26 protein-coding genes are annotated in these 25533 nt (G+C 66.3%); 10 read left to right on the forward strand and 16 right to left on the reverse strand.

The genetic code is table 11. The features are described from left to right. Positions 1 to 80: 80 nt before the first annotated feature. From AB431_RS21765 to AB431_RS21785, 5 genes are all read right to left on the reverse strand, one after another. On the reverse strand, positions 81 to 1229 hold the full coding sequence (locus tag AB431_RS21765) for an acyl-CoA dehydrogenase family protein (RefSeq protein ID WP_047331682.1): 1149 nt from the start codon (positions 1227 to 1229) through the stop codon (positions 81 to 83). After that, entirely contained in the window at positions 1229 to 2383 is a 1155-nt protein-coding gene (locus AB431_RS21770) for a thiolase family protein (protein WP_047331683.1), read from the reverse strand. The genes AB431_RS21765 and AB431_RS21770 overlap by 1 nt, the downstream gene beginning before the upstream one ends. Positions 2384 to 2415: 32 nt before the next feature. Further along, positions 2416 to 3630: a CaiB/BaiF CoA-transferase family protein gene (locus AB431_RS21775; RefSeq protein ID WP_047331684.1), complete on the reverse strand. Its 1215-nt coding sequence runs from the start codon at positions 3628 to 3630 to the stop codon at positions 2416 to 2418. Between the two features lie 34 nt (positions 3631 to 3664). Continuing rightward, positions 3665 to 4843, reverse strand: coding sequence for an acyl-CoA dehydrogenase family protein (locus AB431_RS21780; RefSeq protein WP_047331685.1), 1179 nt, complete (start codon positions 4841 to 4843; stop codon positions 3665 to 3667). A gap of 105 nt (positions 4844 to 4948) precedes the next feature. Further along, positions 4949 to 6244, reverse strand: coding sequence for an amidohydrolase family protein (locus AB431_RS21785; protein ID WP_047331686.1), 1296 nt, complete (start codon positions 6242 to 6244; stop codon positions 4949 to 4951). Positions 6245 to 6481: 237 nt separating this feature from the next. On the opposite strand from AB431_RS21785, the gene AB431_RS21790 reads away from it, so the two are divergent. From AB431_RS21790 to AB431_RS21825, 8 genes are all read left to right on the forward strand, one after another. Continuing rightward, positions 6482 to 7012, forward strand: a complete 531-nt coding sequence (locus tag AB431_RS21790; RefSeq protein WP_047331687.1) for a carboxymuconolactone decarboxylase family protein — start codon at positions 6482 to 6484, stop codon at positions 7010 to 7012. 4 nt (positions 7013 to 7016) lie between these two features. Next, a complete protein-coding gene (locus AB431_RS21795; protein WP_047331688.1) occupies positions 7017 to 8360 on the forward strand; it encodes an aromatic ring-hydroxylating dioxygenase subunit alpha in 1344 nt (447 codons plus the stop codon). Beyond that, complete coding sequence (locus tag AB431_RS21800; protein WP_047331689.1) at positions 8353 to 8682, forward strand: hypothetical protein; 330 nt, start codon at positions 8353 to 8355, stop codon at positions 8680 to 8682. The genes AB431_RS21795 and AB431_RS21800 overlap by 8 nt, the downstream gene beginning before the upstream one ends. 2 nt (positions 8683 to 8684) lie before the next feature. Beyond that, positions 8685 to 9902 (forward strand): amidohydrolase family protein, encoded by a 1218-nt coding sequence (locus AB431_RS21805; protein WP_047331690.1) that lies wholly within the window; start codon positions 8685 to 8687, stop codon positions 9900 to 9902. Next, positions 9883 to 10317, forward strand: a complete 435-nt coding sequence (locus AB431_RS21810) for a nuclear transport factor 2 family protein (protein WP_047331691.1) — start codon at positions 9883 to 9885, stop codon at positions 10315 to 10317. The genes AB431_RS21805 and AB431_RS21810 overlap by 20 nt, the downstream gene beginning before the upstream one ends. Further along, the gene (locus AB431_RS21815) at positions 10314 to 11438 is read left to right on the forward strand and encodes an acyl-CoA dehydrogenase family protein (RefSeq protein ID WP_047331692.1); all 1125 of its coding nucleotides are present in this window, start codon (positions 10314 to 10316) and stop codon (positions 11436 to 11438) included. Before AB431_RS21810 ends, AB431_RS21815 begins: the two co-directional genes overlap by 4 nt. Before the next feature lie 24 nt (positions 11439 to 11462). Continuing rightward, the gene (locus tag AB431_RS21820; RefSeq protein ID WP_047333680.1) at positions 11463 to 12242 is read left to right on the forward strand and encodes an acyl-CoA dehydrogenase family protein; all 780 of its coding nucleotides are present in this window, start codon (positions 11463 to 11465) and stop codon (positions 12240 to 12242) included. Positions 12243 to 12401: 159 nt separating this feature from the next. Continuing rightward, entirely contained in the window at positions 12402 to 13058 is a 657-nt protein-coding gene (locus tag AB431_RS21825) for a TetR/AcrR family transcriptional regulator (protein ID WP_047331693.1), read from the forward strand. Positions 13059 to 13061: 3 nt separating this feature from the next. Here AB431_RS21825 and meaB read toward each other — a convergent pair whose 3' ends face one another. Both meaB and AB431_RS21835 read right to left on the reverse strand, forming a co-directional pair. After that, positions 13062 to 13943 (reverse strand): methylmalonyl Co-A mutase-associated GTPase MeaB, encoded by an 882-nt coding sequence (gene meaB / locus AB431_RS21830; RefSeq protein WP_047331694.1) that lies wholly within the window; start codon positions 13941 to 13943, stop codon positions 13062 to 13064. A gap of 16 nt (positions 13944 to 13959) precedes the next feature. After that, positions 13960 to 15141 (reverse strand): thiolase family protein, encoded by a 1182-nt coding sequence (locus AB431_RS21835; RefSeq protein ID WP_047331695.1) that lies wholly within the window; start codon positions 15139 to 15141, stop codon positions 13960 to 13962. Between the two features lie 90 nt (positions 15142 to 15231). Between AB431_RS21835 and AB431_RS21840 the strand changes: the two genes are divergently transcribed. Beyond that, positions 15232 to 15996 (forward strand): SDR family NAD(P)-dependent oxidoreductase, encoded by a 765-nt coding sequence (locus AB431_RS21840; RefSeq protein ID WP_047331696.1) that lies wholly within the window; start codon positions 15232 to 15234, stop codon positions 15994 to 15996. Positions 15997 to 16081: 85 nt separating this feature from the next. Here the strand turns inward: AB431_RS21840 and AB431_RS21845 are convergent, their stop codons facing one another. Genes AB431_RS21845 through AB431_RS21860 form a run of 4 tightly spaced genes read right to left on the reverse strand, consistent with a single transcriptional unit; the run spans position 16082 to position 20167 of the window. After that, a complete protein-coding gene (locus AB431_RS21845; protein WP_047331697.1) occupies positions 16082 to 16846 on the reverse strand; it encodes an enoyl-CoA hydratase/isomerase family protein in 765 nt (254 codons plus the stop codon). Between the two features lie 4 nt (positions 16847 to 16850). Then, positions 16851 to 17939, reverse strand: coding sequence for an acyl-CoA dehydrogenase family protein (locus AB431_RS21850; RefSeq protein ID WP_047331698.1), 1089 nt, complete (start codon positions 17937 to 17939; stop codon positions 16851 to 16853). Further along, on the reverse strand, positions 17926 to 18831 hold the full coding sequence (locus AB431_RS21855; RefSeq protein WP_047331699.1) for an acyl-CoA dehydrogenase family protein: 906 nt from the start codon (positions 18829 to 18831) through the stop codon (positions 17926 to 17928). Before AB431_RS21855 ends, AB431_RS21850 begins: the two co-directional genes overlap by 14 nt. Further along, a complete protein-coding gene (locus AB431_RS21860) occupies positions 18809 to 20167 on the reverse strand; it encodes a class I adenylate-forming enzyme family protein (protein WP_369803081.1) in 1359 nt (452 codons plus the stop codon). The genes AB431_RS21855 and AB431_RS21860 overlap by 23 nt, the downstream gene beginning before the upstream one ends. A 166-nt stretch (positions 20168 to 20333) precedes the next feature. On the opposite strand from AB431_RS21860, the gene AB431_RS21865 reads away from it, so the two are divergent. Then, on the forward strand, positions 20334 to 20606 hold the full coding sequence (locus AB431_RS21865) for a 2Fe-2S iron-sulfur cluster-binding protein (RefSeq protein WP_047331700.1): 273 nt from the start codon (positions 20334 to 20336) through the stop codon (positions 20604 to 20606). Here the strand turns inward: AB431_RS21865 and AB431_RS21870 are convergent. From AB431_RS21870 to AB431_RS21890, 5 genes are all read right to left on the reverse strand, one after another. Continuing rightward, positions 20594 to 21631 (reverse strand): CaiB/BaiF CoA-transferase family protein, encoded by a 1038-nt coding sequence (locus tag AB431_RS21870; RefSeq protein WP_235435729.1) that lies wholly within the window; start codon positions 21629 to 21631, stop codon positions 20594 to 20596. The genes AB431_RS21865 and AB431_RS21870 overlap by 13 nt on opposite strands. 11 nt (positions 21632 to 21642) lie before the next feature. After that, positions 21643 to 22599 (reverse strand): LLM class F420-dependent oxidoreductase, encoded by a 957-nt coding sequence (locus AB431_RS21875; protein WP_047331702.1) that lies wholly within the window; start codon positions 22597 to 22599, stop codon positions 21643 to 21645. A gap of 3 nt (positions 22600 to 22602) precedes the next feature. Continuing rightward, positions 22603 to 23001: a cobalamin B12-binding domain-containing protein gene (locus AB431_RS21880; protein ID WP_047331703.1), complete on the reverse strand. Its 399-nt coding sequence runs from the start codon at positions 22999 to 23001 to the stop codon at positions 22603 to 22605. After that, positions 23001 to 24578, reverse strand: coding sequence for a methylmalonyl-CoA mutase family protein (locus tag AB431_RS21885; RefSeq protein ID WP_047331704.1), 1578 nt, complete (start codon positions 24576 to 24578; stop codon positions 23001 to 23003). The genes AB431_RS21880 and AB431_RS21885 overlap by 1 nt, the downstream gene beginning before the upstream one ends. 97 nt (positions 24579 to 24675) lie before the next feature. Next, a complete protein-coding gene (locus AB431_RS21890; protein ID WP_047331705.1) occupies positions 24676 to 25434 on the reverse strand; it encodes an IclR family transcriptional regulator in 759 nt (252 codons plus the stop codon). Between the last annotated feature and the right edge of the window lie 99 nt (positions 25435 to 25533).

A 25533-nucleotide genomic window follows, 5' to 3' on the forward strand; every position in this document is an offset into this window, starting at 1 on the left:
TGACAAGGGTCTCAGCGGAAAAAGTTCGAAGTGATCGGATCGCGTATTCGCGAGTCCCAGATCAGTGGTCGGACGAGCTGCTACAGCCCCAGCGACTTGGCGATGATCACCTTCATCACCTCGCTGGTCCCGGCGTAGATCCGGGCTACTCGCGCGTCGGTATAGAGCCGGGCGATCGGATACTCCATCATGTAGCCGTACCCGCCGAAGAGCTGCAGGCAGCGATCGATCACCCGCTGCTGCATCTCGGTGCAGAACAGCTTGACGCGGGCGGCGTCGGCGCCGCTGAGCGCACCCTCGACGTGCAGGCTCACTGCCCGGTCGAGCATGGCCTGGGCGGCTTCGACTTCGGTAGAGCAGGCGGCGAGTTCGAACTTGGTGTTCTGAAACGACGCGACGGGCGTCCCGAAAGCCTTGCGGCTCTGGGTGTATTCGATGGCGGCCGCGATCGCGGAGCGGGCCTGGGCCACCGAGCCGACGGCCACGGTGAGCCGCTCCTGCGCCAGGTTGTGCCCGAGGTAGGAGAAGGCCTGCCCCTGCTCCCCCAGTACGTTGGCCGCCGGCACGCGGACGTCGACGAACGACAGCTCCGCGGTGTCCTGCACCTTGCAGCCCATCTTCTCGAGTTCACGCCCACGCGTGAAGCCCGCCATCCCGTCCTCGACCACCAGCAGGGTCAACCCGGCACGACGGTTGTCTGGGTCGGTGGAGGTCCGCGCCACCACGACCACCAGATCGGCCTGCATGCCGCCGGTGATGAAAGTCTTTGCGCCGTTGAGAACGTAGTCGTCGCCATCGCGCACCGCGGTGGTGCGCACCCCGGCCAGGTCCGACCCGGTGCCCGGCTCGGTCATGGCGACCGCGGTCAGCAGCGTCCCGGCGGCCAGGCCCGGGAACCAGCGGGCACGCTGTTCGTCGTTCGCGTAGTGCAGGAAGTACGGCAGGATGACCTCGAGCTGGGTCCGCACCGTCGACAGGGTCACCAGGGCGCGGGCCGCCTCTTCCTGCAGCACCACGTTGTAGCGGTAGTCGTCCTGCCCGCCGCCGCCGTACTCCTCGGGCAGGGTGATGCCCATGATCCCGGTCTCCCCGAGCTTGGCGAACGTCTCACGCGGCATCCGCCCCGCCTTCTCCCAAACCGGGTAGGCGGGCACGACCTCCTTCTCGATGAAGTCTCGCGCGAGTTCGCGAAACGCCTCGTGGTCTTCGGTGAACAGATCGCGGCGCATCAGGTCCCTTGGTTGATCAGCTCGACGACGGTCGCATTGGCGGTGCCGCCGCCCTCGCACATCGTCTGCAGCCCGTAGCGAATTCCGTTGTCGCGCATGTGGTAGAGCATGCGGGTCATGAGTACCGCACCCGAGCCGCCCAGTGGGTGACCGAGCGCGATCGCCCCGCCGAGCGGGTTGACCCGCTCGGCCTTGGCGCCGGTGTCGGCCTGCCACGCCAACGGCACCGGCGCGAAGGCCTCGTTGACCTCGAAGACGCCGATGTCGTCGACACCCAGTCCGGTCTTGGACAGCACCTTCTCCGTCGCCGGAATCGGACCGGTCAGCATCATCACCGGGTTGGCCCCGGCAACCGCACCGGCGACATACCGCGCCAGCGGCCGCCAGCCCTGTGCCGCAGCGTATTCGGCGGTGGTCACCAGCAGAGCCGCGGCACCGTCGGAGATCTGCGAGGAGTTGCCTGCGTGGATGACACCGTCCTCGGTGAAGGCCGGCTTGAGGCCGGCCAGCTTCTCGACGGTGGTCCCGCGCCGGATACCTTCATCGGCACTCACCACACCGCCATCGGTGGACACCGGAACGATCTGATCGTCGAAGGCCCCGCGATCCTGTGCGGCCGCGGCCAGTTCGTGGCTGCGCGCTGAGAACTCGTCGAGGTCGGTGCGGGAGAACCCCCACTTCTGCGCGATCATCTCCGCCGAAATGCCTTGGTTGAACGAGAAGTCGTCGTAGCGCTCGAGGACCTTGGGGCCGTATGGCATTCCGGTGGCACGCGCCGACCCGAGCGGAACGCGGCTCATCACCTCGACGCCGCCTGCGACCACCACATCCTGCTGGCCGGACATCACCGCCTGAGCGGCGAAATCCAGTGCCTGCTGGCTGGATCCGCAGGCCCGGTTCACCGTGGTCCCCGGAATCGACTCCGGCCAGCCGGCCGCCAGGACGGAGAACCGGCCGATGTTGCTGGACTGGTCACCAACCTGGGACACACAGCCCCACACCACGTCGTCGACCGTTGCCGGGTCCAGGCCCGTGCGCTCGGCGAGCGCGTTCAGCACCAGCCCCGACAGGTCGGCGGCATGCATACCCGACAGCCCGCCGTTTCGCTTACCGACCGGAGTGCGCACCGCCTCGACGATCACCGTTTCCCGCATGGCTGCTCCTGCTCCTCAGTTCCGAAATCTGTTCACGCGACGGCACCCTGCTCACGCAGGCTGCCGATCTCGTTGTCCGACAAGCCCAATTCGGCCAGCAGCGCATCGGTGTGCTCACCGAGGCCGGGCACCGGGCCCATCGGCTGCTCATAGCCCTCGATGATCGGAGGCGGCAGGATGGCCTGGATCGCGCCCGCTGTGGTCTGTACCGTCCGCCACCGGTCCCGATCGGACAGCTGCGGGTGAGCCAGCACCTCGCTGGGCAGATTGTAGCGAGCATTGCCGATTCCCGCGGCGTCGGCCGTCTTCTGGATATGGGCCAGATCATGCTGGGCACACCAGGTTTGGATGGCCGCATTGAGCTCGTCGCGGTGGGCGCAGCGATCGGAATTGGTGGCGTATCGCGGGTCGGCGGCCAGGTCGGGCCGCTCGATGATCTCGCGGGCGAGTCGTTGCCATTCCCGGTCATTGGTGGTGCCCAGCACTACCGTCTGATTGTCGGCGGTGACAAAGGAGCCGTAGGGCGCCACCGCCGGGGAGTTCATGCCCAACGGCTCCTGGTCGATCCCAGAATGCTGCGCGTAGGTCAGCGGATAACCCATCAGATCCATCATCGTGTCGAAGAGGCTCACCGTGACGGCCGCACCCCGCCGCGTCCGCTGACCGCGGGAGATGAGCAGCGCCATGATCGACAGTGCCGAGTACAGACCGGTGGAGATGTCGGCGATCGGCGGGCCCGGCTTGGCGGGCATGCCGGGATAGCCGGTCACCGCACACGATCCGGACTCCGATTGCGCCAGCAGGTCGTAGGCCCGCTTGTTCGACAGCGGGCCGCCGGCGCCGTAGCCGTCGATCTCGACGGCGATCACGTCGGGGTGGCGTTCGCGCAGTTGCTCGGGCGAGATGCCGAGCCGCGCGGTGGCGCCGGGCGCAAGATTGGACACCAGTGCATCGGCGCGGTCGAGCAATTGGTGCAGGATCGCCAGGCCCTCGGCTGTTTTCAGGTCCAATGCAATCGACTCTTTGTTGCGATTGGCCCAAACGAAATGGGCTGCAAGGCCTCCCGGGCCGTTGACGACGTCGTCGTAGTGACGGGCGAAGTCCCCACCTGACGGGTTCTCGACCTTGATCACCCGGGCACCGAAGTCGGCCAGGACACGGGTGCACATCGGTGCCGCCACCGCCTGCTCCAACGCCACGACAGTGATACCGGCCAGCGGGGCTGCCGGTCCTTGCGCAGAAGTCATCAGATCACCATACGGTCGGGCCCATCGCCGGCCACTAGTAGCTCTTGGGCAGGCCGAGCACGTTGGCGCCGAGGAAGTTCAGGATCATCTCCTGGCTGACCGGCGCGATCTTCATCAGGCGCGACTCACGGAAGAACCGGGAGATGTGGTATTCCTCCGAATAGCCCATGCCGCCGTGGGTCTGCAGCGCACGGTCGGCCGCCGTGAATCCGGCGTCCGCGCACAGGTACTTCGCCATATTGGCTTCCCGGCCGCAGGACTTTCCGTTGTCGTAGAGCCAGGTCGCCTTGCGCAGGATCAGCTCGGCCGCGTCCAGGCGCGCCAGCGAGTCGGCCAACGGGAACTGGATACCCTGGTTCATCCCGATCGGGCGGTCGAACACCACGCGTTCGTTGGCGTACTTCACCGCCCGGTCGAGTGCCACCCGGCCGATGCCCAGCGCCTCGGCGGCGATCAGCATCCGCTCCGGGTTCAGCCCGTGCAGGATGTAGGAGAAGCCCTTGCCCTCGTCGCCGATGCGGTCGGAAACCGGGATCCGCAGATCGTCGATGAACACCTCGTTGGAACTGACGGCGTTGCGCCCCATCTTCCTGATGGGCCGGATGTCGACGTGATCGCGATCGATGTCGGTGAGGAACAGCGAGAGACCCTCCGTCGGCTTTCCGCCCCGCTTTTCGACGTCGTCGCGGCTCTCGGTCCGGGCCAGCAGCAGGATCTTCTCGGATTCCAGCGCCTTGGAGATCCACACCTTACGGCCGTTGACGACATAGTGGTCGCCATCACGCTTGGCGAATGTCGTGATGCGCGAAGTATCCAGTCCGGCACCGGGTTCGGTGACGCCGAAGCAGACGTGCAGGTCGCCGTTGACGATCCGCGGCAGCGTCGCGGCCTTCATCTCGTCGGAGCCGAACACCACCACCGGCTGCATCCCGAAGATCGACATGTGGATGGAGCTCGCGGCGTTCATGCCGCCACCGGAGCGGGCAACCTCCTCGGCCAGGATGGTCGCCTCAGTGATCCCCAGCCCGTGCCCGCCGTACTCCTCGGGGATGGTCATCCCGAGCCAGCCGCCACCGGCGATGGCGTCGTAAAACTCCTGGGGGAACTCGTGCTCCTGGTCTTTCTCCATCCAATAGTGGTCATCGAAGCGTGATGCCAACTCCCGCACCGACTTACGGATCAGTTCCTGATCTTCGGTCAGTTCGAAGCTCATACCTGAAGACACACCCACACTCCTCTGCTCACAGTTCGGCACGCAGGCACGTGCGCCGGTGCGGTCTCCCGTTTCTGCACCGGCGCCCTGGCCCCGCGGACCTTGTCAGTCCTTGTTGCCGGACAGCTCCTTGGCGTTCGCCGCGAAGTCGGCGAAGTTGGCGCCGGTCTTCTCCTTCTTCGACAGCGCCTGGATGGAGACATCGTGTCCTTCGGCGGCTTTGCGTAGCGCGCCGATGGTGGCCTGTTCCTTGGAGATGTGGGTGAACGGGTCCCAGTGGTACCAGCGCATCGCGTTCTCGTAGGTCATCTTGTTGATCTCGTCGTCGGGCACGTTGTGCGTCTTGAGTACCTCGTCGAGTTGTTCGGGGGCGCCGGGCCACATCGAATCGCTGTGCGGGTAGTCGGCTTCCCAGCAGATGTTGTCGATGCCGACGTCGTTGCGCAGCTGCACCCCGACGTGATCGGAGATGAAGCAGGTCAGGAAGTGCTCCCGGAACACCTCCGAGGGCTTCTTTCCCTTGAAATCCTGCCCGGTCCACGTCGAGTGCATCTCGTAGGTGCGATCGGCGCGCTCGAGGAAATACGGGATCCAGCCGGTGCCGCCCTCACTCAGGGCGATCTTGAGGTCGGGGTACTCCTTGACCGGCCGCGACCACAACAGATCCGCGGCCGCCTGCACGATGTTCATCGGTTGCAGCGTGATCATCACGTCCATCGGCGCATCCGGGGCGGTGATCGCCAGCCGGCCCGAGGAGCCGATGTGCACGTTGAGCACGGTGTCGGTGTCGACCAGGGCGTCCCACATCGGCTTCCAGTGCTCGAAGTCGTGGAAACTCGGATAGCCCATCGCCGCCGGGTTCTCGGTGAAGGTCAACGAATGCACCCCACGCGCGGCGTTGCGCCGGATCTCCGCCGCACACGCCACCGGATCCCAGATCACCGGCAACGTCATCGGAATGAACCGCGCCGGATACGCGCCACACCACTCCTCGACATGCCAGTCGTTGTAGGCCTGCACCAACGCCAGCGAGAACTCCGCATCCTCGGTCGCAAACAACCGGCCTGCGAAGCCGGGGAACGACGGGAAACACATCGAGCCCAGGATGCCCCCGGCGTTCATGTCCTTGACCCGCTCATCAACGTTGTAACAGCCCGGCCGGATCTCATCGAGACCCTGCGGTTCCAACCCGTACTCCTCCTTGGGCCGGCCGGCCACCGCATTCAACGCGACGTTGGGGATCGTGATGTCGCGGAAGCGCCACATGTCCGACCCGTCCGGGTTGTGCACCAGCCGGGGTGCGTCGTCGGCGTACTTCTTCGGCAGGTGGTTGGCGAACATGTCAGGCGGTTCGACAATGTGATCGTCGACGCTGATCAGGATCATGTCCTCTTTGCGCATACCGGCTCCTTCCGTCGCGGGCCTCTCTAATGAAAACTAGCTTCTCATTCCGCGAGAATCAACATCCGGCAGTCGCCTTACCGGCGCGTCCGGCCCGTGCGCTGACCCGCCGACACGCCTGGCCGACCTCGAATTTTCCGCCCTGCTCACGTGCGGGGATTGACCTTCCGGCAAGATCGTGGAAATCTGTTATCCGGATATGAGAATGTGATTCTCCACCTTGAGAGGGGGTTGCCGATGCGCCTGACACCGCTGCCAGCGGATGAGTGGGACGACGAGGTGCAGCTCGCGCTCAAAGGCATGCTGCCCCGTGATCGGCAGAACCCCGAGGGGGCCGGTACGGCGCTGTCCACGCTCGTCCGGCATCCCGAGCTCACCAAGGCATACCTCGGCTTCAACGTCTACCTGCTGTTCCGCTCCACACTGCCGGCCCGGTTGCGTGAGGTGGCGGTCCTGCGGGTGGCGCATCGGCGGGACTGCACCTACGAGTGGGATCACCACGTCGAGATGGCGAAGGCGGAAGGGCTGACCGACGCCGACGTCGAGGCCATCCGCAACGGCGGCGCCAACGATGAGCTCGACCGGCTGGTCGTGCAGGCCACCGACGAACTCGAGGACAAATCGAATCTCACCGACGAAACCTGGGCTGCCCTCGGCGAGCACCTCACCGAACGTCAGCGCATGGACTTCGTCTTCACCGTCGGCGCCTACGGCATGTTGGCCATGGCGTTCAACACTTTCGGCGTACAGCTCGAGAACGAAAGGTAAGTACGTGGCATTTTTCAAGAAGCCGGATGTCGGCAGCTGGACCGAGAACTGGCCGGAACTCGGCACCGCTCCGGTCAACTACGAGGACTCGATTGATCCCGAGCACTGGAAGCTGGAGCAGCAGGCCATCTTCCGCAAGACTTGGCTGCAGATGGGCCGCGTGGAGCTGATCCCGAAGAAGGGCAGCTACATCACCCGCGAGTTGCCGTCCGTCGGACCGGGCACGTCGATCGTCATCGTCAACGACGGTGAGCAGGTCCGGGCCTTCTACAACCTGTGCCGCCATCGCGGAAACAAGCTGGTGTGGAACGACTACCCCGGCGAAGAGGTTGCGGGCAGCTGCCGTCAGTTCGTCTGCAAGTATCACGCGTGGCGCTACGACCTGCAGGGCAACCTGACCTTCATCCAGCAGGAGCAGGAGTTCTTCGACATCGACAAGGCCGACTACCCGCTCAAGCCGGTTCGCTGCGAGGTGTGGGAGGGCTTCATCTTCGTCAACTTCGACGACAACGCCGTCTCGCTCGAGGAGTACCTCGGCGAGTTCGGTCAGGGCCTTAAGGGTTATCCGTTCCATGAGATGACCGAGCACTACAGCTACCGCGCCACGGTCAACTCGAACTGGAAGCTGTTCATCGACGCGTTCGTCGAGTTCTACCACGCGCCGATCCTGCACATGAAGCAGGCGGAGAAGGAGGAGGCCGAGAAGCTCGCCAAGTTCGGCTTCGAGGCGCTGCACTACGACATCAAGGGCGACCACTCGATGATCTCGTCCTGGGGTGGCATGAGTCCGCCCAAGGACCTGAAGATGGTCAAGCCGATCGAGCGGATCCTGCACAGCGGCCTGTTCGGGCCGTGGGACCGCCCCGACATCAAGGGCATCTTGCCCGACGAGCTGCCACCGGCGATCAACCCCGGCCGGCACTCGACGTGGGGCCAGGACTCGTTCGAGTTCTTCCCGAACTTCACACTGCTGTTCTGGGCACCGGGCTGGTACCTGACCTACAACTACTGGCCCACCGGCGTGGACTCTCACATCTTCGAGGCCGACCTGTACTTCGTGCCGCCGAAGAACCTGCGCGAGCGTCTTTCCCAGGAGCTGGCCGCGGTGACGTTCAAGGAGTACGCGTTCCAGGACGCGAACACGTTGGAAGCCACGCAGACGCAGATCGGCACCCGCGCCGTACTCGACTTCCCGCTGTGCGACCAGGAGATCCTGTTGCGCCACCTGCACCACACCGCCCACAAGTACGTCGACCGGTACAAAGAATCATTGGCCACCGGGAACGGGAACGGCTCAGCTGCCGCATTGAGCTCGAAGGCTGAAGAGAAGGATCCAGCAAATGCCTAAGCTGCCAGAAGAATTCGCCGACCTGGAACGCTTCAGCGACTGGTGCCTGCCGACCGAGGAAGAGCGTTACCAGAAGCGCCTGAGCTCGTCGATGGAAGAGATGCAGGAGCTGTACGACGCCGGTATGGCGCGGCTGGAAGACATCATGGTCTACGTCGACGCCCGGTTTCCGCTCAAAGGCATGCCGGAAGACGCCAAGGCTCTGGTACATCTAGGACAATCGATCGTCCAGGTGAGCTTTCCGATCGAGGTGTGGAAGCAGCCCCGCGTGCTCGACAGCGGTGCCGCCTATATCAAGCTGATCAAGGAGCCGGTGGTCTGAGCGTGCTGACCCTGAAGGCTGCCGGGTACGTCGACGTCGACGCGGGCGAGATCGTCCGCCCCGGCATCGTGAAGGTCGACGGTGACCGGATCGTTTCTGTCGGAGGCACCCCCGAGGGCGAGATTGTCGACCTCGGGGATGCCATCCTCCTGCCGGGCCTGATGGACATGGAGGTCAACCTCCTCATGGGTGGCCGGGGCGAAAACCCCGGCCTTTCCCAGGTTCAGGACGACCCGCCGACCCGGGTGCTGCGTGCGGTCGGCAACGCCCGACGCACACTTCGGGCCGGGTTCACGACGGTGCGCAACCTCGGCCTGTTCGTCAAGACCGGCGGCTACCTGCTCGACGTCGCACTGGGCAAGGCGATTGACGCGGGCTTGATCGACGGCCCGCGCATCGTTCCGGCCGGGCATGCCATCACCCCCACCGGTGGCCATCTGGATCCGACGATGTTCGCGGCGTTCATGCCCGGCGTGCTCGAGCTGACCGTCGAAGAGGGCATCGCCAACGGGGTCGACGAGATCCGCAAGGCGGTGCGCTATCAGATCAAGCACGGCGCCCAGCTGATCAAGGTGTGCTGCTCGGGCGGCGTCATGTCGCTGACCGGAGAAGCGGGCGCACAACACTATTCGGACGAAGAGCTGCGCGTCATCGTCGACGAGGCGCACCGGCGCGGGCTGCGGGTCGCCGCGCACACCCATGGAGCCGAGGCCGTCAAGCATGCGGTGGCGTGCGGCATCGACTGCATCGAGCACGGCTTCCTGATGGACGACGAAGCGATCCAGATGCTGGTCGACAACGACCGGTTCTTGGTGACCACCCGCCGGCTGGCGCAGGCGATGGATGTCTCGCATGCACCGAAGGTGTTGCAGGACAAGGCGGCCGAGATGTTCCCGAAGGCGGAGACGTCGATCAAAGCCGCCTACGAGGCCGGCGTCAAGATCGCCGTCGGCACCGACGCCCCCGCCATCCCGCACGGCAAGAACGCCGACGAGCTGGTGACCCTGGTCGAATGGGGTATGCCGCCGGCCGCCGTACTGCGGGCGGCCACCGTCGTCGGCGCCGACCTGATCAACGTCACCGACCGGGGCCGGATTGCCGAGGGTCTGCTCGCCGATATCATCGCCGTGCCCGGTGATCCGTTGTCCGACATCACCGTTACCCAGAACGTCAGCTTCGTCATGAAAGGCGGGAAAGTCTATGTCAACAAAACGGACTGACGACATCGTCGAGATCCAGCAGCTGCTCGCCCGCTACGCGGTGACCATCACCCAATTGGATGTCGAGAACCTGGTGAAGGTCTTCACCGAGGACGGAACCTACAGCGCATTCGGCGAAACCTATTCGCTGGGGCGGTTTCCCGAGCTCGTCGACGCCGCACCCAAGGGTTTGTTCATGACCGGGGAGTCGCTGGTCGAGTTCGACGACAATGACCCGGACAAGGCCACCGGCACGCAGCCGCTGTGCTTCATCGAGCATTCCGCGCACGACATGCGTATCGGTTACTACCGCGACACGTATCTGCGCACCGAGACGGGCTGGCGTCTGAACACCCGCGCGATGACGTTCATCCGGCGAACCGGTGTGCACGATTCGGGCCGTCCACACGCGATCGGCCGGCCGGCGGGCGGATGACCACGGTAGCCGAATCCGGCACGACAGCAGACGAATTCCGCGCCGGTCTGCGCGCCTGGCTCGACGAGAACGACCTGAGCCCGGGTCCGGACCATTCGCTGGACGCGCACATCGAGCAGATGAGCCGGGTACGCCGGGCGCTCTACGACGCCGGATGGATGCGGTACGGCTGGCCCGAAGAGGTGGGCGGCCTGGGCGGCTCGGTGATCATGCGGATGATCGTCGCCGAGGAGGTGCTCGGCCGCAACATCGCCGAACCGGGCCCGTACTCGATGATGGAAGTCCTTGTCCCGACGATGATTTCGTACGCCCGTCCGGAACTGGCCGCCGAGATGGTGCCGCGTTACCTGCGCGGCGAAGAGCACTGGTGCCAGGGCTTCTCCGAGCCCGGCTCCGGCAGTGACCTGGCGTCGCTGAGCACTAGAGCCACCCAGCGCGGCGACGAGTGGGTGATCAACGGCCAGAAGGTGTGGACCAGCTTCGCCCAGTTCTCCAAGCGCTGCGTGCTGCTGACCCGCACCGGTTCGCCGGAAACACCCAAGCATGAAGGCATCACCGCGTTCTTCATCGATATGGACTCCCCCGGCATCACGGTGCGCCCACTGCACACCATGCACGGCGTCGATGAATTCTGTGAGGTGTACTTCGACGACGTGGTGGTACCGGCCGAGCGCATGCTCGGCAACCCCGGCGATGGTTGGCGGCTGGCCAACGACCTGTTGCCGTTCGAGCGTTCGACGTGTTTCTGGCAGCGGATCTCCTATCTCTTCACCCGGCTCGACCGGCTGATCGCCGATGAGACCGACGCCGGCGACGATGAACTCGGGGCGGCCTTCCTAGCCCTGCACACCGTGCGCTGCCGGTCAGCGGGCACACAGCATCGCTTCGCCGAAGGCGCCAAGCTTGGCCCGGAGACGTCGATCGACAAGGTGCTGCTGGCCAGCGCCGAACAGCGCCTCTACGACACCGCACGCGATGTGCTGCCAGGCGTCCTCGAACTGACCGACACGCCTTGGCGTTCGGAGTTCCTGTACTCGCGCTCGGCCACGATCTACGGCGGCACCGCGGAGATCCAGCGCAACATCATCGCTCGCCGGCTCCTCGACCTCGGGAGGGAGTGAGACGTGGAAGACGGCGAACTGGGGATGCTGGCCGACACGCTCGAGAAGTCGATGAGCGCCGCGGCGGCAGCCGGGTCTGCGAACGTCGAGGAAGTCCTGCGCGAGCTTGGCTGGCTGGAGATGCTCGACGAGATCCCAGACGAAGCAACAGCTTTGGTCTTCCGACTGCTGGGCGAGACGGGCACGCACGCCGGCGTGATCAATGATGTGGTGCTCGCGGCGGCCGGGAGCACCCCCGGCGGCACGATCGCGCTGCCGTACACCGGCGGCCGCTGGGTGACCTGGGAGCGCACCGACGGTGTGCAGTCGGCGATGGATCCCGAGCTGCCCGTCCACACCACCGACGCCGGAACCGAGGTGCCCTTGGCCAAGGGGCGCCTCGCGCTGGGCTGGTGGCTGGTGGGCTCGGCACGGGCGATGCTGACCCTGGCCCGCCAGCACGCCGTCGACCGGGTTCAGTTCGGCCGGCCGATCGGGTCGTTCCAGGCGGTACGCCACCGCCTGGCCGAGACCCTGGTCGCGGTGGAGGGCGCCGAGGCCACTCTGCTGATGGCCACCGATGACGGAAGCCAGCTGGCCTGTTCGCTGGGCAAGGCCGCCGCCGGCCAGGCCGCGCTGACCGCAGCCAAGCACTGCCAGCAGGTTCTCGGCGGCATCGGTTTCACCGACGAGCACGACCTGCACCGGCACGTGAAGCGGGTGTTCGTGCTGGACGGACTGCTCGGTTCGTCGCGCGATCTGACCCGCGAAGCCGGGGCTGCCATCCGGTCGCTGGGGCATGCGCCCCGGCTGGGAAACCTGTGACGAAAGCCATGACAGCGAATGGCCTGGTCACCCGTTAGACTGTGCGGAACAAAAATATTGGTTCCTATTGAGATGAGAACATAATTCTCGTCGCTGAGAGTAGTACTCTCTTACCGTGAGCTACATCCGAAGCCGTTCGCGCTCGTCTCGAGCCCGGCGGTGAACAGCCCGAGCGAAGAGCCTGCCTGGAAGCAGCGCGCTGTGGAGCGGTCCATCCGGACCGCCAAGGTGCGCGCCGGACAGCGCGTGCAGCGATTCCTCGATGCCGCACAGGCCATCATCACCGAGAAGGGCAGCACCGACTTCACCGTGCAGGAAGTCGTCGACCGGTCCCGCCAGTCGCTGCGCAGCTTCTATCTGCAGTTCGACGGCAAGCATGAGCTGCTCCTCGCCTTGTTCGAGGACGCCCTGAGCCGGGCCGCCGATCAGATCCGCGCGGCGACGTCGGCCCAGGACGATCCGCTCGACCGCCTCAAGGTGGCCGTCACCCTGCTGTTCGAACTCTCCCGGCCGGACCCGACCGCCCGGCGGCCTCTGTTCACCGACTTCGCCCCCCAGCTGCTGATCTCGCATCCCACCGAGGTCAAGGTGGCTCACGCACCGCTGGTGGCGCTGTTCGCCGAACTGATGATCGAGGCTGCGGCGGCCGGTGAACTGCGCGAAGACGCCAATCCCCGCCGCATTGCGGCGATGACGATGCAGACCATCATGTTCATCGCCCAGTCCAGCTCGGTGGAGGACGAGGAGAACGTCCACGTGCCGATCAGCGGCGACGAGGTGTGGACCTTCTGCTCGCAGGGCTTCGCCCGCAAGTAAGACTCAGGGTTCACCCGGCGAAACCCGTTGGGCGATAAGCGCTTCGGCCGCACTATAGGGATCTCGGCTGCCGTCGGCGACGGCCTGTGCCAATGCGTCGAGATCGGGATGCTTGTGTAGTCGGCTCTGCGCCAGTGACAACACCTGCGCGCGAGCCCGCGCGGCGCGCCGCTGCGGGGTATCGGCCCGCCGGTGCGCCTCGATCGCCTCGATGAGCTCCCCCACCCCTTCGGCGCGGGCGGCGATCAGCGTCAGCACCGGAACGTGCGTCTCGAACTTGAGGTCGCGCACCGTCTGGGCGGCACCCTCCCGGTCGGCCTTGTTCACCACCACGAGATCGGCGACCTCGAGCAGTCCGGCCTTGGCGGCCTGGACCGCGTCCCCGGCACCGGGATTGAGGATCACGATCGTCGGATCGGCGACCGCAGCGATCTCGATCTCCGACTGCCCGACACCGACGCTCTCCAGCAGCACGACGTCATAACCCAGCGCACCGAGCAGCCGGATGGCAGCGGGTACCGCGGCGGCCAGGCCACCGAGATGACCGCGGGTGGCCACCGAGCGGATCAAAACGTCGGGATCGTTGATGTGCTGCGCCATTCTGATCCGGTCACCGAGCAGCGCGCCGCCGCTGTACGGCGATGACGGGTCCACCGCCAGCACGGCGACCCGTTGTGCGCGTTCGCGATACGCCGCGGCCAGCACCGCGATCGTCGTCGACTTCCCGGCTCCCGGCGGCCCCGTGATGCCGACCACCGGCACCACGGCCGGCCCCACCTCGGCGAGCACCTCGTCGCGGCGATCACTCTCGACCAGGCTCAACAGCCGCCCGACCGCGCGAGTGTTCCCGCTGCGGGCCGCAGTGATCAGCTCGGCGACGTCCATGGAGGGCAACGCTAGCTCAGGAACCGGAAACTCCTGCCGATGTCGCCGACCCCCCGGCGACGGTGATCACCGTCGCCGAGCCCATCCCGCCGCCGGCACACATTGCCGCGACCGCGACACCGCCGCCGCGGCGGCGCAGTTCGTGAGTCAACGTCACCAGCATCCGCGCGCCGGTGGCAGCCACCGGATGGCCCAGCGAGCACCCGCTGCCGCTGACGTTGACCCGCTCGGGGTCGATGTCCAGCAGCTTGATGGTGGCCACGCACATCGCGGCGAAGGCCTCGTTGATCTCGAACAGGTCCACATCGGCGAGCGAAAGACCGGCACGCCCAAGCGCTTTCTTGATCGCAGACACCGGAGCCAGGCCGGTCTCGGCCGGGTCGACACCCACCGAGGCCCAGGACCGGATGGTGCCGAGCGCGGGCAGGCCGAGTTCGCCACTGGCGATTGCGAGCGCGGCCGCGGCGTCGTTGGCGCCGCAGGCATTGCCCGCCGTGATCGAGAAGCCCTCGATCTCCGGATGCAGTGGCTTGAGGTTCGCCAGCCGCTCCATGCTGGTGTCGCGCCGCGGGTGCTCGTCGGTGTCGAACAGTCCGTGTGGCGTGTCGATCGGGATGATCTCTTCTTTGAACCGGCCGTCATCGATCGCCGCGATCGCATTGCGGTGTGAACGCAACGCCCAGGCGTCCATCTCTTCGCGGGTCACCCCGGCCGTCACCGCGGCATTCCAACCGACAGTGATGGCCATGTCCATGTTCGGCGCATCGGGGCGGTCGGGATGGGTCGGCGGGAACCAGCCGACGAACTCTTCCCCGGCGCGACGCGTGAAGCGCGGTGACGTCGACGCCGAATTCACGCCGCCGGCGATCACGAGGCGGTCCATACCGGCACGAATGCTCGCCGCGGCGCACTGCACGGCGGCCTGCCCCGCGGCACAGTGCCGGTTCGTGGCCAGGCCCGGCGCCGAGGTCAAGCCCGCCGTGATCGCGGCATGCCGGGCGACGACGCCGCCACCATAGAGCCCCTCGCCGAGGATGACGTCGTCGATGTCGGCGCGGTCGACGTGCGAATCGAGTGTCTCCGCCGTCGCGCCGACGACGTGGTCGGCCAGCTGGTAGGCGTCGGTATCGCGCAGCGTCCCCTTGTTGGCCGTGCCGATGGGGGTGCGCAATGCGGACACGATCACAGCTTCGGGCACAGTCTCTCCTCGCGCGATTGACCAAATTCAGCCGGTATGAGAATACTATTCTCACAAGTAGAGAGCGTCAGTTGCAAGAAGGGTAACGCTATGCAGATCAGTGGGAGTTCCGCCGTCGTCTTCGGAGGGGCGGGCGGCCTCGGCGAGGCGACCGTGCGCAAACTGCACGGGTCAGGCGTCCAGGTCGTCATCGCCGACCTGGCCGATGACAAGGGCAAGGAACTGGCCGCCGAGCTCGGTATCCCCTACGTCCGCACCGACGTCACCAGTGACGACGACGTGCAAGCCGCCATCGCCGCGGCCGAAGAGCTCGGGCCGCTGCGCATCTCGGTCGACACCCACGGTGGGCCGGCCGGTGGCGGCCGGCTGGTCGGCAAGGACGGGTCTCCCATGGAGATGGAAGCGTTCACCAAGACCATCACCTTCTACCTGACCGCGGTGTTCAACGTCATGCGTCATGTCGCGGCCGCAATGGCGCGCCAGGAGCCCGATGAGAACGGCGCCCGCGGCGTGATCATCAACACCGCGTCGATCGCCGCGTACGAGGGCCAGATCGGACAGCTGCCCTACTCCGCCGCCAAGGGTGGCGTGGTGGCCATGACTCTGGTTGCCGCACGGGATCTTTCACCGCTGGGCATCCGGGTGATGGCGATCGCGCCGGGCACCATCAACACCCCCGCCTACGGCAAGGCCGCCGACCAGCTGGAGGCCTACTGGGGTCCGCAGGTGCCGTTCCCCAAGCGGATGGGCCGCTCCGTCGAGTACGGCCAGCTGGCGCTGTCGATCGCCGAGAACGACTACCTCAACGGGGAGACCATTCGCCTGGACGGCGCGCTGCGCTTCCCGCCGAGGTAGCGGTCACCACCGCGCGAGCAGACGCAGAATCGTCCAAAATGAGCTGGTTGCAGGCGATTCTGCGTCTGCTCGCGGGACGAAGTCCCTACTTCTTGGCGATCAGCCCGTCGACGATCTTGTTGAAGTCGGCGGTGCCGAACGACACGTACTCGGCGAGGTTGGCGTAGTCCAGGGAGGCCATCACCGATTTCTCCAGCTGGAGGTTCATCAGCCGCTTGGTGGCCTCGACCGCCTGCTGCGGCAGCTCGATGATCTTCTTCGCACACGCGATCGCCTCGGAGACCGGATCGGCGACAACGTGATTCGCCAGCCCCAGCTCCACCGCACGCTGCGCCTTGATGCGCACACCGGTCAGGGCGAACTCCTTGGCCTGCAGAAGGCTGATCTGCGATCCCCACACCAGCGGGCCACCATCGGCGGCGACCAGGCCGATGGAGACGTGCGGGTCGGCGAAGAACGCGTTCTCGGCGATGTAGACGACATCGGACAGCGCCGCCAGGCTGCAGCCCAGTCCGACGGCCGGGCCGTTGACGGCGGCGATCACCGGGATGCGGCAGCGGACCATGCCGATGACGAGATCGCGGCCGTGCTTGATCGTCTTCTGCCGCAACGCTTCATCGTTGCGCAGCTCGTCGAGGTAGTTGAAGTCACCGCCTGCCGAGAAGGCCCGGCCCGCACCGGTGATGACGGCCGCCCGTGCGGACGCGTCCTCGTTGAGCGCCTCCCAGATCTTCGCGAGCCCGACGTGCAGGTTGTCGTTGACGGCGTTCAGGTCGTCGGGACGGTTCAGCGTGATGATGCGCAGCGCACCGTCAGCCTGGACGTCGATTTCATCTGGCATGTCGTACATGTCGTTAAACTCCCAGTCCAAGAATTCGTCCGGCAATGATGTTCTTCTGAATCTGTGACGTTCCACCCATGACGCTCTGGGCACGGCTGTAGAGATAGGCGCCGAACAGCTCCTCATCCTCGGTGCCGACGGTCGCCAGCGCGGCATGCCCCACCGATTGCTCCGTCCAGGTCATCAGCAGCTTGTCCAAGGAACCGTCCGGGCCGTGCTTGATGCCGTCAAGCTGCTCGGACAGGCGCCGGCGCACATGCAGACGCAACATCTCGGTCTGCACCCAGGCCCATGACAGCTCGTCGGGGGCGGGGCCGTCGACTCGGGAAGCCATCTGGCGCACGAGTTTTCCGTATCGCGCGGAGAACCCCAGCGTCGACGGCTCGCGCTCGTGACTGACCACCGTCATGGCCAGCTTCCACCCGTCGCCCGGGGCGCCGACCATGTTGGCAGCCGGAACGCGCGCACCGTCGAACTCGACCTGACCGAACTCCTTGGTGACACCGCTGATCATCTTCAGCGGCCGCTGCACGATGCCCGGCTGATGCATCGTGACGATGAACGCTGAGATGCCCTTGTGCTTGGGCACATCTTTGTCAGTGCGCGCCAACACCAGACACCAGTCGGCGCAATCGGAGTAGCTGGTCCAGATCTTGTGGCCGTTGATGATGTAATCGTCACCGTCACGCGTCGCGGTCGTGGTCAGCGACGCCAGGTCCGACCCGGCACCGGGTTCGGAAAACCCTTGGCACCAGCGCTCGGTGCCGTTGATCATGCCGGGCAGGAAGCGTTGCCGCAGTTCCTCACTGCCGTGATGACTCAACCCGACCACCAGGTAGCCCAGGCTCGGACGCGCGGGAGCTCCGGCCTTGGCGATCTCCTCGTCGACGATCACATCGAATACAGTCGGCAAGCCCTGGCCGCCATACCCTTTCGGCCACGAGGTGCCGAAGAACCCGGCGGCATACAACGCCTGGTGCCACTCCCCCGCCTTGGCCCAATAGGCGTCACCCGACGTCGGGAACCTGCCCTTCTGTTCTTTCAGCCAGCCGCGCAGCCGCTCCCGGAAGGCGGCCTCGTCGGGAGAATCACGAAAGTCCAATGGTCAACTCCTCCAACTTGACCGGCCAGGCCTCGGTGGCCGCCAGCACTCGACGCAGATAGACATGGGCAAGGCATTCCCAGGTGTTGCCGATTCCACCGTGTACCTGGATCGACATCTCACAGACCGCCAGTGCAGCCCGCGCGCAGTAGATCTTGGCAACCCGGGCGGCCTCGACCGCCTCTTCGACCGGCAGTTCGTCGACGGCCCAGGCGGCATGGCGGAGCACGCTGACCGACCCTTCGATGAGGGCCAGGCCCTCAGCCAGCATGTGCGCGACGGCCTGATACGAACCGATCGCCGAACCGTATTGCTCGCGGACCTTGGCGTATTCGGTTGCCAGCACGTGGGTGCCGCGCGCCGCGCCGACCAGATCGGCTGTCGTCACGGCCAGCGCCAGGGCATACCAGCGCTGCGCCTGGTCGGTGGTCAACTCTCCGCACACGCCCGGCGAGCCGGAGACGGCGGCGGTGACGCGCGTCAGATCTGCTGCCTCGCGGGCCGCGCCGACACCCACCGATTCGACGGTGTTCCCGGCCAGGCGCAATGCCGCGCCGAGACCATCGGCGTCGATTGCCGTGTCGGCGACCGCGATGGTGGCCGGCTGCGGCTCGGCCTCCAGCAGCCGGTAGAGATCGTCGGCGAGCACCGGTCCGAGGAACGGCACATCAACCAGACCACGGGCGAATTCCTCGGCCACCAAAGCCACTTCGACGCCGCTGGCACCGTCGGATCGAAGGGACCGCCAGCCGGTCGCGTCCACGGTCTTGGCCAGCCGGGCCCGCCGCGACTCGTCGTCCAGGTCCGCGACGGAGCCCGGCCCGAAGTCATCGGCCAGCTTGGCGGCGGCATTGCGCAGCTGTTGCTGCTCACTGGTCAGACGTGCGTCCATACTGCTCCTTGAGAATTCGCCGCAACGCCTTGCCCGATGGCAGGCGCGGAATTTCGGGCACGAAAACAATGTCACGGGGACGTTTGTAAGACGCCAGCTTCTGGGCGATCAGCACACCCAGCTCGTCGGCGCTGACCGGTTCGTCGACAGCGACCGCAGCCACGACGGCCTCTCCGTCCGCCTCGTCGGGCACGCCGAACACCGCGCAGTCCCGCACGGCCGGGTGGCCGTGCAGCACCGACTCGACCTCGGCCGGTGCGACCTGAAAGCCGCGGACCTTCACCATCTCCTTGAGCCGGTCGGTGATTCGCAACCAACCGTCGTCGAGGTAACCGATGTCACCGGTGCGATACCAGCCGTCATCGAACGCCTCTGCGGTGGCGTCGGCAGGCAGGTAACCGGCCATCGCCGAATCCGAGCGCACCTCGATCTCGCCGACTGCTCCCGGCTCGACCGGCTCGCCGGTCTCCGTGGACACGATGCGCACCGCCGGGATCGGACGACCGACGGTGTCCAGGCGGGCCGCGTCGCGCGGGCAGCACGCGATGACCGGCACCTCACTGGTGCCGTAGGCCGAGATCCAGCCGACGCCGGTCCGCTGCGTTACCGCCTCGGCCACGCTGATGGTGACCGGGGTGGCGCACCACATGATGTAGCGCAGCGAGGACAGGTCGAAAGATTCGAGTTTCGGATGCGATGCGATCGCCAATGCAATTGGTGCGACGGCCATTTCGACAGTTATTCGGTCGTCCTGGATGTGCTGCAGCATCGCGTCGATGTCGAACCGGCGATGCAGCCGCATCCAGGCGCCGGTGTCGAGCACGGTGGCAATATTGAGCAGACCGAGGATGTGCGACGGCGGCGTAGCGATCTGCATGCGATCGACCGCGGTGAGCCCCAGAGCGTGACGCCAGTGCCGGATGCTCACGGCCAGCGAACCATGGGTGTGCCGAACCGCTTTCGGCATGCCCGTGGTGCCCGAGCTGAACACCAGTACGGCGTCGGACTCGGGCGGTGGCTGCACCGCGGTGGGTTCCGCCGGGTCGACGGGCTCGTCGAGGCTGAGCATCGGCATCAGATCGGCCAGCACCGGGTTGTCCCCCACGGCATGGTCGGCGCGCGAGACCTCCAGCGCGTGACCGACATCGGTGGACTTCCAGGCCGGGCTGATCAACACCGCCGACGCGCCGAGCTGCCAGATGGCGTGCACGGCAAAGATGAACTCGGGCCGAGTAGACGACATGAGCGCGACGCGCTGGCCCGCTCGCACTCCGCGGTCGGCGAGGGCGCCGGCCAGTCCCGCGGACAGCGCATCGACCTGAGATCGTGTGTACATGCGGTCCTCGAAGGCAAGCACCCTCACATCGCTCACGGCACGGTCCGCTCGCACATGGTCAGTGACAATCCCATCGACAGGTCAACAAATGAGAACATACTATCGCCAGTAGAGAACTGTATTCTCGCCTGGGTAGAATGATACTGCGCGAAAGCAGAGGAGTGAAGTGAGTACGGCGACGATCACGCTGGACGGTAAGACGGTGACGATGCCGGTCAACGCAGGCGAGACGGTGCTGGAGACCGCCCGCCGCGCCGGCCTGACCCCGCCGTACAGCTGCGAGGCCGGCAACTGCGGTACCTGCATCGCGACGGTCACCGAGGGCACGGTCACGATGCGGGTCAACGAGGTGCTCGACGAGGGCGAGATCGACGAGGGCCTGATCCTCACCTGCCAGGGCGTGCCGCAGACGGACGTCACCGTCAGCTACGACGACTGAAACTCGTCGAGCACCGGCGGCGGCAGATAGTCGGGCCGGTACCCCACCACCCGCACCGGGCTGCCCACCAGTCGGTAATCCCCGGCGGTGACGATCACCTCCGGGGTGGCCTCCAGGGCGTCGGGCAGCGAGCGCACCGCAGCCGCGGGAATGCCAAGTGGACGCAGCCGGGCTTCCCAGCCGGCTGCGGTGTCAGCGGCCAGTGCACCGGTCACCAGCGCCAGAACCTCGTCCCGGCGCGCGGCGCGCTCGGCCATCGTCGGGAAGCCGACGATCCCGGCCTCCGCGGCGAAGATCTTCCAGAAGCCGTCGTGGGTGACGAACAGCGCCAGGTACCCCTCAGCAGTCGGAAACAGCTGCGCGGGAACATAAAACGAATGCGCACCGAACGGGTGCCGGCGGGGATGCACGCCGTCGTTGAGGTACGCCGAAGCGCGATAGTTCAGCTGCGAGAACATGACGTCGCGCAGCGAGACGTCCACCTGGCCGCCCTCACCGGAGACGATCATCGCCAAGAGCCCCAGCGCCGCAGTCAACCCGGTGGAGTTGTCGGCCGACGAATAACCCGGCAGGGTCGGCGGCGCGTCCGGGTCGCCGGTCATCGCGGCGACGCCGGTCGCCGCCTGGATCACATAGTCGAAAGCTGGGTCGTCACCGCCGTCGAGGCCGTAGCCGGTCAGCGCAACACACACGATCTTCTCGTTGTGCACCCGCAGTGCGTCGTAGGTGAGACCGAACCGGCGGATCACCGAGGGCTTCATATTGACCAGTAGCGCATCGCATTCCGCGGCCAGCTCACCCAGCCGCCGCTGGCCGGCTTCGGAGGCCAGGTCCAGGCACACGCTGCGCTTGTTGCGGTTCAGGCTCGCGAAATAGCTCATCCCGACCTGACGGGAGATCTCCCCGCCGGGCGGCTCGATCTTGATGACCTGCGCGCCGAGGTCGGCCAGCAGCATGGTGGCGTAAGGCCCGGCCAGCATGGTGCCGACCTCGAGGATGCGGACGCCGGACAATGGCCCTTTCATCGGGGCCTCCTTCATCGAACCTCGGCGCCGAGTTGCGCGATCACCTCGCGGGTACGGTATTTCGACGCTACGAGCTCGTCACGGGTCTCCCCGATCGGCAGTAGCCGCACCGACAGGTCGGTCACGCCGGCGTCCGCGAACTGTTTGAAGCGCCGCAGGATCGTCTCAGCGTCACCGGCGGCGCACAGGTCGCCGACGTCGCGCGCATCGCCGCGGTCCAGCAGCTTCTGATAATTGGGCGACGTCTCGGCCTCGGCCAGGATCCGGTTGGCCCGATCCTTGGCCGCGTCGATCTCGGAGTTCGCACACAGGCACACCGGGATTCCGGCGACGATGCGCGGAGCAGGACGGCCGGCGTTCTCGGCGGCCTTATTGATCCGGGGTGCGATGTGGTCGCCGATCGCCCGCTCGTCGGCCATCCACAACACGGTGCCGTCGGTGAGTTCACCCGCGATCTGCAGCATCACCGGACCGAGTGCGGCCAGCAGCACCGGAAGCGGTGAGTCTGCTTGCAGCACAGTCGGATTGTGCACAGTGAACGTGTCGTTCTCGACGTCGACGTCACCCGGCCCGGCCAGCGCCGCGTTGAGGACCTCGAGATAGTCCCGGGTATAGGACGCCGGCTTCTCGTAGGGCAGGCCCAGCATGTCGCGGATGATCCAGTGGTGCGAGGGCCCCACACCCAGCGCCAACCGGTTACCGCTGCCGGCATGCACCGACAGGGCTTGGCGGGCCAGTGCGATCGGGTGCTGCGCCTGCAGCGGAACGACCGCGGTACCCAGCTCGATGCGTGAGGTGCGGGCGCCCATCTGCGCGACCATCGTCAGCGCGTCGTAGTCGTTGGGTACCTGGGGCATCCATGCGGTGTCGAAGCCGGCGGCCTCGGCCCACTCGATGTCTTCGAGCAGCTTCTTCACCTTGCGGGCCATATCGCCGCGCTCGGCGCCGATCATCACGCCAAGACGCATTACTCACCCCACCTGTTCTGAAGTCAGCGCGCGGACGTCGGCCACCAGTTTGTCGAGCGACGTTCCGGTCGGGAACACCGCGGCCGCACCGACTTCCAGCAGCTTGGACACATCGCTCTGCGGGATCGTGCCGCCGACGATCACCGCGATGTCGCCGGCGTCGGCTTCACGAAGCGCGTCGACGGTCCGCTTGGTCAAGGCCAGGTGTGCGCCCGAGAGAATCGAAAGGCCGACCACCGCAACGTCTTCCTGCAGCGCGATCGACACGATGTCCTCGATGCGCTGGCGGATTCCGGTGTAGATCACCTCGAAGCCGGCGTCGCGCAGCGCGCGGGCCACGATCTTGGCTCCGCGGTCGTGGCCGTCCAGGCCCGGCTTGGCCACCAACACACGGGCGCCCACTAGAAGACCACCGGCTGCTGGAATTCGCCCCACACCGACTTCAGCGTGGACACCATCTCGCCCACGGTGCAGTAGACGTTGGCGCAATCGATCAGCTTGTGCATCAGATTGTCGTCACCTTCCGCGGCAGCGGAAAGGGCTGCCAATGCTTCTTTGACCGCAAGCTCACTGCGCTCGGCCTTGACCTTCGCGAGCCGCCGCAACTGCTTGTCGCGGCCCTCGGCGTCGAGTTCGTAGGTGGCCAGGTCCGGCGCGGGCTCGTCGACGACGAATTTGTTCACCCCGACCACCGGCCGGACGCCCGATTCAACGTCCTGATGGATCTTGTAGGCCTCGTCGGCGATCAGGCCCTGCAGGTAGCCGTCCTCGATGGATTGCACCATGCCGCCGTGCCTTTCGAGATCGGACATGATCTCGATGATGCGTTCCTCGGTGGCGTCGGTCAGTGCCTCGACGAAGTAGGAGCCGCCGAGTGGGTCGGCTACCCGGGCCACACCGGTCTCGTAGGCCAGGATCTGCTGGGTGCGCAGCGCCAGCGTCGCGGACTCCTCGCTGGGCAGTGCGAACGGCTCGTCCCACGCGGCGGTGAACATCGACTGCACGCCGCCGAGCACCGAGGCCAGCGCCTCGTACGCCACCCGGACCAGGTTGTTCTGCGCCTGCGGCGCGTACAACGACGCGCCACCGGACACGCAGCCGAACCGGAACATCGCGGCCTTGTCGGTCTTGGCGCCCCACCGCTCCCGAACGATCGTCGCCCACCGACGCCGTCCGGCACGGTATTTGGCGATCTCCTCGAAGAAGTCGCCGTGGGTGTAGAAGAAGAACGAGATCTGGGGCGCGAACTGGTCGATGGTCATCCGGCCGCGCTCGACGACGGTGTCGCAGTAGGTGACGCCGTCGGCGAGGGTGAAGGCCATCTCCTGCACGGCGTTGGCGCCGGCGTCGCGAAAGTGCGCCCCGGCGACCGAGATCGCGTTGAACCGCGGGACTTCGGCCGCGCAGAATTCGATGGTGTCGGCGATCAGGCGCAGCGACGGCTCCGGCGGCCAGATCCACGTTCCGCGGGAGGCGTACTCCTTGAGGATGTCGTTCTGGATTGTCCCGGTGAGCTTTTCGCGCGGCACGCCCTTCTTCTCCGCGGCGGCGACGTAGAACGCCAGCAGGATCGCGGCCGTGCCGTTGATCGTGAAGCTGGTGCTGATCTTGTCCAGCGGAATGTTGTCGAACAGGATCTCGGCGTCGGCGAGGGTGTCGACCGCGACGCCGACCCGGCCGACCTCCTCGCCGTACTCCGGGTCGTCGGAGTCGTAGCCGCATTGGGTCGGCAGATCGAGGGCCACCGACAGCCCGGTTCCGCCCTGCTCGAGCAGGTAGCGATAGCGCTCGTTCGACTCCTCGGCGGTGCCGAAGCCGGAATACTGACGGAAGGTCCACAACCGTCCGCGGTATCCACTGGAGAAGTTGCCCCGGGTGAACGGAAACTCGCCCGGAGCGGGAGGATCGCCACTGCGGTCCGCCGGTCCATATACCGGCTCCAGTGGGATCCCCGACGACGTGTGGGATAGGTGGTCCATCGCTGGATACCGTACTTGCAGTTTAAGAGAATGCCAATACCGCTTTGGGCAAGTCGTGTGCAGATTTGGTCGAAAGCGCTGGTGAGGCCTGCGGCCGCTACGAGCCGAGGCGCCCGGACAACAGATGCGCCGACTCAAGCAGCAGTGTGCCGAGGTCGTGGCGCCGGTCGGCGCGGAACCGGGTTTCCACCCCGGTGAGGCTCAGCGCCCAGGCCGGACGGTCATTCCGGTCGAACACCGCCGCCGCGATGCCCCAGCTGCCTTCCACGATCAGGGCGGGGTTCACCGCGTATCCGGTGAGCCGGGTCGCCTCGATCCGGCCGCGAATCGACTCCTCGGTGTGGTCGCCGCCCCAGGCGGCTCCCGGTAGCGCTCGGGAGAAGTAGTCGTCGACCTCGTCGGCGGGCAGGTGGCTCAGGATTGCCAGCCCGGCGGATGCCACCCCGAGCGGGAACCGGATACCCTCCCGCAAGACGTGGGAGCGCAGCGGGAAGCTGCCCTCCACGCTGAGCAGACAGACCGTCTCGTCACCGCGCCGGGCCGAGAAGAACGCGCTCTCACCGGTCTCCGCGGCCAGGCGGGCGACCACTTCGCGGGCTTTGTCGGTGACGTCGTACCGGTTGGCGGCGACCGCGCCCAGCAGATACATCTCGGGACCCAGCAACCAGCGCCCGGTTTTGGCATCGCGGTCGATCAGCCCGACCTCGGCCAGCGATGTGAGCAGCCGGTGAGCGGTCGGGCGGGCGAGGTCGGTCGCCCGGCCCACCTCCGTCGTCGACGCGCCCGTCGGTTCCGCGGCACCGACGGCACCCAACAACGCCGCGACGCGCGAGACTACGTTGGGTCGGTCGGCCACGGATGTCGATCCTAGCGTTCATTGAGTGGACGCCATGGCGATCGATTACCGCACTGCGAACATCTTCATCGCGGTTTGGCGTGGATGGTTGACTGCTCA

Source organism: Mycobacterium sp. EPa45 (genome assembly GCF_001021385.1).
GTDB lineage: Bacteria > Actinomycetota > Actinomycetes > Mycobacteriales > Mycobacteriaceae > Mycobacterium.